This is a genomic window from Salinivibrio sp. PR5, assembly GCF_001996085.1.
In the GTDB taxonomy this organism is placed as follows: Bacteria; Pseudomonadota; Gammaproteobacteria; order Enterobacterales; family Vibrionaceae; genus Salinivibrio; species Salinivibrio proteolyticus.
This window is the reverse complement of sequence record NZ_MUFK01000022.1, coordinates 40856-51049: the sequence shown is the minus strand read 5'-3', so window position 1 is coordinate 51049 and position 10194 is coordinate 40856. Positions and strand designations below refer to the sequence as shown.

Annotated in this window: 8 protein-coding genes; 3 read left to right on the top strand and 5 right to left on the bottom strand. The window is 47.9% G+C overall.

Features of this window, described 5'->3' with window-relative positions; translation table 11 throughout:
* Positions 1–82: 82 nt before the first annotated feature.
* The 4 genes from BZG82_RS09495 to nagB all read right to left on the bottom strand — a co-directional run bounded on the left by BZG82_RS09495 (position 83) and on the right by nagB (position 5200).
* Positions 83–1669 carry a cation:proton antiporter family protein gene (locus BZG82_RS09495; protein WP_077479117.1) on the bottom strand — a complete coding sequence of 529 codons (1587 nt, stop codon included), beginning with the start codon at positions 1667–1669 and terminating at the stop codon, positions 83–85.
* A gap of 360 nt (positions 1670–2029) precedes the next feature.
* Positions 2030–3244: a DNA-binding transcriptional regulator NagC gene (gene nagC, locus BZG82_RS09490; protein ID WP_077765710.1), complete on the bottom strand. Its 1215-nt coding sequence runs from the start codon at positions 3242–3244 to the stop codon at positions 2030–2032.
* A 7-nt stretch (positions 3245–3251) separates the two neighbouring features.
* Positions 3252–4388 carry an N-acetylglucosamine-6-phosphate deacetylase gene (nagA, locus tag BZG82_RS09485; RefSeq protein ID WP_077765709.1) on the bottom strand — a complete coding sequence of 379 codons (1137 nt, stop codon included), beginning with the start codon at positions 4386–4388 and terminating at the stop codon, positions 3252–3254.
* Positions 4389–4399: 11 nt separating this feature from the next.
* The gene (nagB, locus tag BZG82_RS09480) at positions 4400–5200 is read right to left on the bottom strand and encodes a glucosamine-6-phosphate deaminase (protein ID WP_077765708.1); all 801 of its coding nucleotides are present in this window, start codon (positions 5198–5200) and stop codon (positions 4400–4402) included.
* 301 nt (positions 5201–5501) lie between these two features.
* Between nagB and nagE the strand changes: the two genes are divergently transcribed.
* Together nagE and glnS are read left to right on the top strand one after the other, a co-directional pair.
* Positions 5502–7019, top strand: a complete 1518-nt coding sequence (gene nagE / locus BZG82_RS09475; RefSeq protein WP_077479113.1) for an N-acetylglucosamine-specific PTS transporter subunit IIBC — start codon at positions 5502–5504, stop codon at positions 7017–7019.
* Between the two features lie 210 nt (positions 7020–7229).
* A complete protein-coding gene (glnS, locus tag BZG82_RS09470; protein WP_077765707.1) occupies positions 7230–8897 on the top strand; it encodes a glutamine--tRNA ligase in 1668 nt (555 codons plus the stop codon).
* 133 nt (positions 8898–9030) lie between these two features.
* Here glnS and fcrX read toward each other — a convergent pair whose 3' ends face one another.
* Entirely contained in the window at positions 9031–9477 is a 447-nt protein-coding gene (fcrX, locus tag BZG82_RS09465; RefSeq protein ID WP_069588691.1) for a ferric iron uptake transcriptional regulator FcrX, read from the bottom strand.
* A 196-nt stretch (positions 9478–9673) separates the two neighbouring features.
* Here fcrX and BZG82_RS09460 point away from each other — a divergent pair, with 196 nt between their 5' ends.
* Entirely contained in the window at positions 9674–10159 is a 486-nt protein-coding gene (locus BZG82_RS09460) for a DUF4442 domain-containing protein (protein WP_077765706.1), read from the top strand.
* Positions 10160–10194 lie beyond the last annotated feature (35 nt).

Here is a 10194-nt window from a genome sequence, read left to right as displayed (position 1 = left end):
AGTGCAGTGTGTGTACAAAATGACTATGCATCGATGAAAAAGCCGCTCGAAAGAGCGGCTTGAGTATTGGAATCGCGGTGGGTTAGGCGTTGTTGGATGGCGTGGTAAACTGCTCTCTCACATGTCGAGCAAATCCACTACCGGCCTCTTGGTAGATATTGAACGCTTCGTCAACACCGAGCGCTTTGAGCTGCTCAATTTCATCCTCATACTTTGCAATTGCCGCGACCTTGCCCTTAAAGTTGGTTTGCCGGATTTGCTCTAGCGCAAGCATATTGGCCTGACTGTGTGGCATTGCCAGTAAGATTAATTTGATCTGCCCATCAGAAATGGCGCGTGACCAAAAGTCAGGGTCGGTGGCATCGCCAAGAATCGCACGTCGTCCTTCCTCTTGATGGCGTGCCACTGAATCTTCTCGGTTGTCAATGCCAATAATGGGTTGGTGATGAGTGGCAGAGAGCTCGTCATACGCCCCTGAACCAATTCGACCCATTCCAAGTACCAGAATCGAGGCATCACCGAGATTGATCAGCTGATCACTGGGATGTAGCTGCTCGGGGTTTCTATCTTTCAACCACTGCGACGCCCAAGTATAGAGCTGATTACTGAATGTATTGAGCGGTGCGGAAAACGCAAAACTCAATGACACTGCAATAGCGATGGACACTAATATAGGGCCAGGCATAAGGCCAGCTTTATACGCAAATCCCCCCACGATTAAGCCAAACTCACTGAAGTTAAATAGGGTTAGTGTGGTGAATAAAGCAGTCCGCACGCGATAGCGGAAGCCACTGACAATCCAGTAATAGAGAACCCCTTTGATAGGCAAAAGCAACATGAGGAGCAATGCAAAGCCAAAGCTTTGCCAAGTAGGCTGCTCGGATAAGCCAATGTTGAGGAAAAAGCACACGAGGAAAAGCTCTTTCATATTAAAGAGCGATTTGGCCATTTCCGAGGCGCGAGGATGGCTTGCCAGCAGCATCCCTAAAATTAACGCCCCTAAGTCTGGTTTAACGCCAACAAGCTCAAACAAGCCCGCTCCCGCTACTAACGCCAAGAAAATGCCATAAAGCACCAGCATTTCGCCGTGCCCCGCGTTATCTAGTATCTTATTGAGTACTGGCTTAAGCAGAGGTAACGCAAAGAGCAGTAGTGCACTGAGCTCAGGCGTTTTTCCGGACGTAGCGGTGATAAAGACCACCGCAAAGATATCTTGCATGATCAGAATGCCAATCGCCAAAGTACCATAGGTGGCGTTAAGCTCCCCTTTCTCTTGGAGTGCCTTAATGGCAAAGACGGTACTGGAGAAGGATAGGGCAAAACCCAACAGGGCCAACTCTGACAAGCTCAAACCGGCAAGCATAGGCACGCTTAGGGCTTTCAAGCCGAGCAAGGACAGCGTGAACAACCCCGTAGTCAGCAGGTTATGGGCGGTCGCGCCAAACCAAATTTCCTTGGCAAGTAGGGTTTTGACATCCAACTTCAATCCAATCGAGAAAAGCAGCAAGGTGACACCCAAATCGGCCAGATCAGAGATCACCGGGGTGGATTCGTAGCCAAACGCATGTAGCGCAAAGCCAGCAATCAAAAAGCCAACGAGAGGTGGCAAGTGACAACGCATCAGAATATAGCCGCTGATGAAGGCTGCTGAGATGTAAACCAGTTCCATATCGTATGCTTATTATGTGAGTTAGCGAGCAAACAGAATCCGTGTTTTTGTGCAAAAGCCAATAAACACAGCATCGACACTTATCTTAAAGTTTTGAATCAACTAAAGATATGAATTTGAGACATTGATGGGTCTCCTTAGTAATAGCTTGTTTGAGCTTAGTTCCTCTGAGGTTAAGCGATAAGGAACAAGGCGCTTTGATGCCTACGCGACTTTGAGAAAAGAGATAGGCCCGAGACGCGTTGCCAACTTATAGCGCACCATAGCTTGGGTATATAATGTACACGCTAGATAGGGAAAGTGTGAGATTTTTGCGGAAAAAACGGGTTTGCGTAGCAAGACGTCAAACCCGTTAAACGATCACTCTTCGAGCAGTTTTTGTAACAGTTCGCCGTTGAGCATGGCGCGTTTAACTAACGAGAAAGCGGCCATGGTAGGTTTTTCTGCTAGCTTCGCGCTTACAATCTCTAGCTTTTGATGAAAGCTAGGCAGTGACTGGTTTTCAACACAGCGCTGAATGGCGGGGAAGACGACACTTTTTGCTGCCGTGATCTTACCAGCAATGACCACAAGTTGAGGATTGAATAGGTTAACGGTCATAGCAATGGCTTTGCCAAGATGATTGCCAACCTTTACCAATACCTGTCTTGCCAGTTCATCGCCTTGCTCGGCGGCCTCACAAATGGCTTCGATCGTTAAACTGTCATCGTGTTTGAGCGTGCTCGGGTGTCCTTGAGCTAGTAGCTGTTGTGCATGTTCGATAATGGCTTCGTTAGAGGCAACGGTCTCTAAACAGCCAAAATTGCCGCATTGGCACTTCTTACCCAAAGGGTCAATTTGAACATGGCCCAATTCACCTACATTGCGGTTATGGCCCAAGAAAATTTGCCCGTTTACGATAATCCCAGCGCCAGTGCCATGGTGAACACTGACTAGCATCGAATCGTAATAGGCTTGACTGGCACCAAAGTAGTGCTCCGCCAATGCTTGCCCGCGAATATCGTTACCAATAAACGCTTGCACACCAAACTCCTCACGGAGTGTGTCGGCAAGGGCTAGCTGTTGAATCGTGATGTTAGGCATGTATTCGACGACCCCAGATTCAGGATCAATCAGGCCGGGCATCACGACCGATATGGCAATCAGCTCTTTGATGGATTGTTGGTGGGTGTCAATAAACTGACTCAGAATCTGAATCAGGCCGTTCACTAACTCGGTTTGATCGTGATAGTGAAAAGCTTCCCCGTGTTCAGCAAGCGATGTCCCACTCAAATCATAGAGTGAAAGCTCGATAAAATGACGCCCCAGTCTTACCGCAAGGGTATGGAATGGGGCGCATTCTGTGGTCAAAGAAATAGCTCGGCGACCGCCGGTTGACGCTTGCTGAGCCACTTCCTTGATCAAGCCACGTTCGAGCAATTGGCGGGTTATTTTTGTCACACTTGCGGGTGCTAGACGGCTCACGTCTGCAATTTGTATGCGAGAGATGGGTCCTTGTTGATCGATCAACCGATAAACGGCAGCCCCGTTGAGCTGCTTTACCAAGTCGACATTCCCGATTTGTCCGCCAGTCATAAATGTCCTAGCTATTTGTATATTGTCCGTTAACCACCGTCGCTCGGATGTTGAGTGTGCGATCAAAAATAGCAAGATTCGCAATTTTCCCCGGGCGAATACTGCCATAAAGCTGATCGACACCAATAGCGCGCGCAGGATACAGCGTTGCCATGCGCAGAGCCTCATCCAAGGCGATACCTATATGCTCAACACTATTACGAACTGCTTCGTTCATCGTCAGTGCAGAGCCGCCAAGTGTACCGTTCTCATCAACACACTTGCCGTCACGGTAATATACTTTCTTGCCTACAAAAATAAAGTGATCCATGTCGGCTCCTGCTGGTGCCACAGCATCAGTAACTAGCACTAATTTCTCACCTTTTACTTTATGTGCAAGACGAATGTTGGCGTAAGACACATGGAAACCGTCAGCAATGACGCCGGTGTAAACCTCGGGCGTATCATAAATCGCGCCAACCATGCCGGGCTCGCGACCGGTAGTCGCCGTCATAGCATTGAACAGGTGGGTCGCAAACCCAATCCCATTAGCAAAGCCTTCCCGTGCTTGCTCATAGGTTGCGTTAGTGTGACCAGCGGAGACGATGATGCCTGCTTTGGTAAGGGCCTGAATGTGCGCTTTGGGCGCGAGTTCGGGCGCCAGCGTCAATTTGGTAATCACGTCTGCGTTGTCGCACAAGTACGCAATCATCTTGTCGTTACTAGGGCGAATATAGTCGAGACTGTGGATGCCTTTTTTTGCGCTGTTTAAGTAAGGCCCTTCTAAGTGTAAGCCTAAAGCTTGATGCGGATGGTGGGCTTTGTACTCGCGCATCGCCTTGATCGCCGCACGCATGTCATCATCTGAACTCGTGATCAGAGTTGGTAAGAAGTTGGTACACCCAGACTTCAAGTTTGCTTGGTGCATGGTTTCGATAGTGTCTGTGGTGATCGCATCGTTAAACATGACACCACCACAACCATTAAGCTGCAGATCAATGAAGCCCGGGCTGACATAAGCTCCGTCGAGTGAGCGTTTTTCTATCTCTGTCGGCAGCGCATGTTGCGGGCAAACGTCCTCAATCACGCCGTCACGTATGACAATAGCGTGGTCATCAAGCACTTCATGACCAGTAAAAATCCGGCAGTGGGTTAACGCATACATGCTGTTATTCCTTATAAATTATGAATGTTCTGGGCTTCAAGCTCCTGAAAATACTTCACTGTTTTTACTTTTAGTTCGGCAGTTGAAGGCGCATCGCACACAATCATGGCTTTAGGGTGCAGCTGCAGTGCGGAAACAGTCCACAAGTGATTGACCGACCCCTCCACGGCTGCTTGAAGTGCCTGTGCCTTATTGTGGCCAGTGACCAAAATCATGATCTCTTCAGCATCGAGTAGCGTCCCGACGCCAATGGTAAGCGCGTGCTTAGGTACTTGATTGATATCGTTATCAAAGAAGCGAGAGTTTGCCATACGGGTATCTTCGGTCAAGGTTTTGATCCGTGTCCGAGAAGCTAGTGACGACGCAGGCTCGTTAAACGCAATGTGACCGTCGTTACCTACACCGCCCATAAAGAGATGGATCTTGCCGTAGGATTTGATCTTGTCTTCATAACGTTTGCATTCCGCATCAACATCGCTCGCATTTCCGTTCAGTAAGTTGATGTTTTCTTTTTTAATATCAATGTGCTTAAAGAAGTTTTCATACATGAAGGTACGATATGACTGGTCATGATCGGCTGGGATATTGCAGTACTCGTCCATGTTGAAGGTCACCACATGCTCAAAGCTCACTTCGCCCTGATTGAACAGGGTGATCAGTTGCTTGTAAGTATTCAGTGGCGTACCGCCTGTTGGCAGTCCGAGCACAAATGGGCGTTCGGCGCTTGGAGCGAATTTATTAATAGTATCAACAATATATCTAGCCGACCATAGGCCGACTTGATGGCTGGTTTGTAATGGAATGAGTCGCACAGGAGACCTCGATAAATCAGTGGGCTTACGGGTACAGCATAACGAATATGTTCATTTATTTTCATCATAAAATAAGTTTTATGATCTGGCTAACATATTTCTCTGTTTTTGGTGTGGATCGGTGATAAAACTCACAAAAAAGGTGGTTTTAATTTGCGAGGCGAATTTATTGACATAAACTGCAATTGACTAACATTGTTTGACAAAAAAAGTGCTTTGGTCATTATCTCACGCGATACGCCAGACGCAGAAAACAACAAATACTGCGGCATGGCTCTGAGAACACATAGGGGGAACGAAGGTGAATATTCTTGGATACGCGCAACGTATAGGTCGTGCGCTGATGGTACCGGTAGCGGTACTGCCAGCCGCAGCGATCTTGATGGGGGTCGGCTACTGGCTTGATCCAACAGGTTGGGGTGGTAACAGCGCATTGGCTGCTTTCTTGATTAAGTCAGGGGCGGCGATCATTGATATGGAAAATATGTCTTTACTGTTCGCCATTGGCGTGGCTTACGGCATGTCAAAAGATAAAGATGGTGCGGCTGCCTTGGCAGGTTTCGTCGGCTTTATGGTGATCACCACGCTTTGTGCGCCTGGTACTGTAAGCCAAATTGGTCTCGTGGATGTTGCACTAGACAACAATGAGCTGGCGTTTAGCAAAATCAACAACCAATTTATCGGTATTTTAATTGGTGTGGTATCGGCAGAGCTTTACAACCGTTACAGCGGTGTAGAGCTGCCAAAAGCACTGGCGTTCTTCAGTGGCAAACGTCTGGTTCCCATTCTTGTCTCAGTCGTCGCTATTGCGATTTCGTTCGTGCTGATGTTTGTATGGCCGGTCGTATTTGGTGGTTTGGTTCACTTCGGTGAAAGTATCACTAACTTAGGCGCCGCGGGTGCAGGTATCTACGGATTCTTCAACCGTCTGTTGATTCCTGTCGGTCTTCACCATGCGCTTAACGCGGTATTCTGGTTCGACACTGTGGGTATCAATGACTTGGGCCGTTTCTGGATGGGCGCACAAGGTCTTGCTTCTGGAGAAGCAATTAAGGGAACCACAGGCATGTACATGGCCGGCTTCTTCCCTGTGATGATGTTTGGTCTACCGGGGGCGGCACTGGCTATTTACCACACTGCACGTCCAGAGAACAAAGCACGTGTGGCATCGATCATGATTGCAGCCGGTTTTGCTTCGTTCTTTACCGGTGTCACTGAACCACTCGAGTTCGCCTTCCTGTTCGTAGCACCTGTGCTGTTTGTGTTGCATGCGTTCTTGACAGGCATCTCTTTGTTCATCGCGGCCACCTTTAACTGGACTGCCGGTTTTGGCTTCTCTGCAGGTCTTGTCGACTTGGTGTTGTCGTCAAAAAACCCCGTAGCCAACGAGTGGTACATGCTACCTGTGATGGGCTTGGTATTCTTCGTGCTTTATTACGCGACATTCCGTGCGGCTATCATGGCCATGAACTTGAAAACCCCGGGTCGTGAAGATGACAGCATTGAAGGCGCATCTGCCGGAAACGCGAATACGAATGAAACCAGCGACAACCGTGAGCTTGCACGTAAGTACCTCAAAGCGTTGGGCGGACACCAAAACCTGACATCTATCGACGCTTGTATCACACGCTTGCGCCTATCGGTAGCAAACCGTGAAATCGTCGATGAAGCGAAACTCAAAGCCATTGGCGCGATGGGTGTCGTGAAGTTAGGGGATAATAACTTGCAAGTCATTCTTGGCCCATTGGCCGAAATCATTGCCGGTGAGATGAAGCAAATCCCGGATAATGAAGATTTGTCTGCAGTGAAATTGCCATAAGCGACCACTATAAAGACAATCTAAACCCGATAACGCCCAGCTAACGCTGGGCGTTTTTTATGTACGGGAAGTGGGGTGAACAAAAAAAGCGCATTTAGGGGCATGCGAGGGCGAGTTTAACAACAACTGGTTGAGTAAAGTGCCGGAATAAGAGATCATAGTATCCATGTAGCTGTAAAATTCGCACTGTTTTGATACGAGGTAACCTTGATGAGTGATGCTGAAGCTCGTCCAACCAATTTTATTCGTCAAATCATTGATAAAGATTTGGCGGAGGGAAAACACACATCAGTCGTGACCCGTTTCCCGCCGGAGCCTAATGGCTATCTGCATATCGGTCACGCTAAGTCTATTTGCCTGAACTTCGGTATTGCGCAGGATTATCAAGGTGAGTGCAATTTGCGCTTTGATGATACCAACCCAGAAAAAGAAAACGTTGAGTACGTTGACTCGATCAAACGCGACGTCCAATGGCTTGGCTTTGAGTGGGCAGGTAAAGAGCGCTATTCATCAGACTATTTTGATAAGTTGTACGGCTTTGCGGTTGAACTGATTGAAAAAGGTTTGGCGTATGTCGACGAATTAAGCCCAGATCAAATCCGCGAGTACCGAGGTACGTTGACAGAGCCGGGCAAGCCGAGCCCTTATCGTGATCGTGCGGTGGAAGAAAACCTCACGTTATTTGAAAAAATGCGCGCGGGCGAATTTGCCGAGGGCACTGCGTGTCTTCGCGCTAAAATCGATATGGCGTCACCTTTCATGGTGATGCGCGACCCAGTTATCTATCGCGTACGTTTTGCACATCACCACCAGACGGGTGATAAGTGGTGTATTTATCCGATGTATGATTTTACCCACTGTATCTCGGATGCATTGGAAGGGATCACTCACTCGTTATGTACGCTGGAGTTCCAAGACAACCGCCGCTTATATGACTGGGTGTTGCAAAACATCACCATCGATTGCACCCCGCATCAGTACGAGTTTAGTCGCCTAAACTTGGAATACACCGTGATGTCCAAGCGTAAGCTCAACCAACTGGTGTCAGAGCAGCTCGTCAATGGCTGGGATGATCCACGTATGTTGACGATTTCTGGTCTACGTCGTCGTGGTTACACGCCTGCGTCTATTCGTGAGTTCTGCAAACGAATTGGTGTCACCAAGCAAGATAACATCATCGAAATGAGTGCACTGGAGTCGTGTATTCGTGATGATCTGAATGAACGCGCACCGCGAGCGATGGCCGTTTTGGATCCGATCAAGCTGGTGATTGAAAACAAAGCGGATGACGTTGAGTGGCTAAGTGCCCCGAATCATCCAAACAAACCAGAGATGGGACAGCGTCAGGTGCCTTTCTCTCGCGAGATCTGGATTGAGCGCGAAGACTTCCGTGAATCGGCTAACAAAAAATATAAGCGTTTGGTGTTGGATAAAGAAGTACGCCTGCGTAATGCTTATGTAGTCAAAGCCGAGCGTTGTGAGAAAGATGAGCACGGAAACATCACTACGGTGTACTGTAGTTACGATCCTGAGACGCTAGGAAAAGACCCTGCAGATGGCCGTAAAGTAAAAGGGGTAATCCATTGGGTATCCGCGGCAGAAGCTGTTCCGGCTGAGTTCCGCTTGTACGATCGCCTCTTTACTGTGCCAAATCCTGCAAGTGCAGAAAACTTCGTAGAGACGATTAACCCAGACTCTTTGCAAGTGATGCACGGGTACGTTGAGCCTAGCTTGAAAGACGCGCAGCCTGAAGCTGGCTATCAATTTGAGCGCACGGGCTACTTCTGTGCGGATAACAAAGACAGTCGTGCGGAGGCATTAGTCTTTAACCGTACCGTAGGCTTACGTGACACATGGGCGAAGATTGAAGGTAAGTAACCTTTGTCTTTACTCGATCAAAAAAGCCGGCATACACTGCCGGCTTTTTTATAGGTTTATGTCCCGTTCTGAAATACGTTGACATAAAGAGGACTTCTTTATGACAACATCAAGTCACTCAAGCCTTGATCATTCAGTCATCATTGTGAATCGATGGATCTGCTTTGCAGTCGCCTTCTTGGCAGTGACCATAGAGATACAAGCTATGGTTGGTAAGACGAACATTAAAACGACCGGCAATTTCCTTTTGACGCTCTTCAATCAAATCATCCGAAAACTCAATGACTTTACCGCAGTCAAGACAGACGAGGTGATCATGGTGGTGCTGAGTCGCTAACTCAAACACCGATTTTCCACCTTCAAAGTGGTGACGGGTGACAATGCCGGCATCATCAAACTGGTTGAGGACACGGTATACCGTCGCTAGGCCAATTTCTTCGCCTAGATCAATCAACTTCTTATACAGGTCTTCGGCACTGATATGCTGGCAATCGGGCTGTTGCAGCACTTCTAGGATCTTGAGCCGTGGCAGCGTGACTTTTAGCCCAGCTTGCTTCAACGCCTGGTTATTGTCTGACATGTGTATCTACCTGTTTTCTGCCTGCGAGAGACAGTTTGATTAGCAAGGAAAATATTTATTAAGACTATCAAAATTGCTCGGCGCTCGCTACAGCAAGGAACGTTTAGACGAACGAATTTTGATCATTCTTGGTTGCAACAATGTTTTCTAGATGTAAATATTGTCTGGTAAGACCAGATAAGGACGTCAATCAGTTATGTATCGGTTCTATAAAACAAGAATTGTGAAGTGGGCATTAAATAGTTGGCCTCCCTTCTGGGGAGCGGGGATCCATATTGAGTCTATCAGTGACGACTTTAAGTGCGTCAATATGCGGTTAAAACTGCGCTGGTGGAACAAAAACGCGAATCGAACACAATATGGTGGCAGTATTTTTTCACTGACCGATCCTGTTTATGCCTTGATGTTAATGGGCATACTCGGACCACAGTATCATGTGTGGGATAAACAAGCGGATATTAATTTCATCAAACCGGGCACCACCGACTTATTTGCCGATTTTGTGATTAGCGATGCGGTGTTGCAAGACATTCAGCAACAGGCTGGAAGAGGGGAGAAAGTGTTACCCGAGTTTGTTGTGCATGTCAAAGACGCGAAGGGGGAGGTGGTGGCTGAAGTGAAGCGCACCTTATATGTGAGAAAAAAACGTCAATACCGTGACCTAACCCAAGACGCCGCATAGAAAAAACGCCAAGAGAGTCTTGGCGTTTTGGTGGT

Coding starts and splice junctions, on each gene's coding strand:
- BZG82_RS09495 (WP_077479117.1), bottom strand. CDS start 1,669: ATGGAACTGGTTTACATCTCAGCAGCCTTCATCAGCGGCTATATTCTG.
- nagC (WP_077765710.1), bottom strand. CDS start 3,244: ATGACTGGCGGACAAATCGGGAATGTCGACTTGGTAAAGCAGCTCAAC.
- nagA (WP_077765709.1), bottom strand. CDS start 4,388: ATGTATGCGTTAACCCACTGCCGGATTTTTACTGGTCATGAAGTGCTT.
- glnS (WP_077765707.1), top strand. CDS start 7,230: ATGAGTGATGCTGAAGCTCGTCCAACCAATTTTATTCGTCAAATCATT.
- fcrX (WP_069588691.1), bottom strand. CDS start 9,477: ATGTCAGACAATAACCAGGCGTTGAAGCAAGCTGGGCTAAAAGTCACG.
- BZG82_RS09460 (WP_077765706.1), top strand. CDS start 9,674: ATGTATCGGTTCTATAAAACAAGAATTGTGAAGTGGGCATTAAATAGT.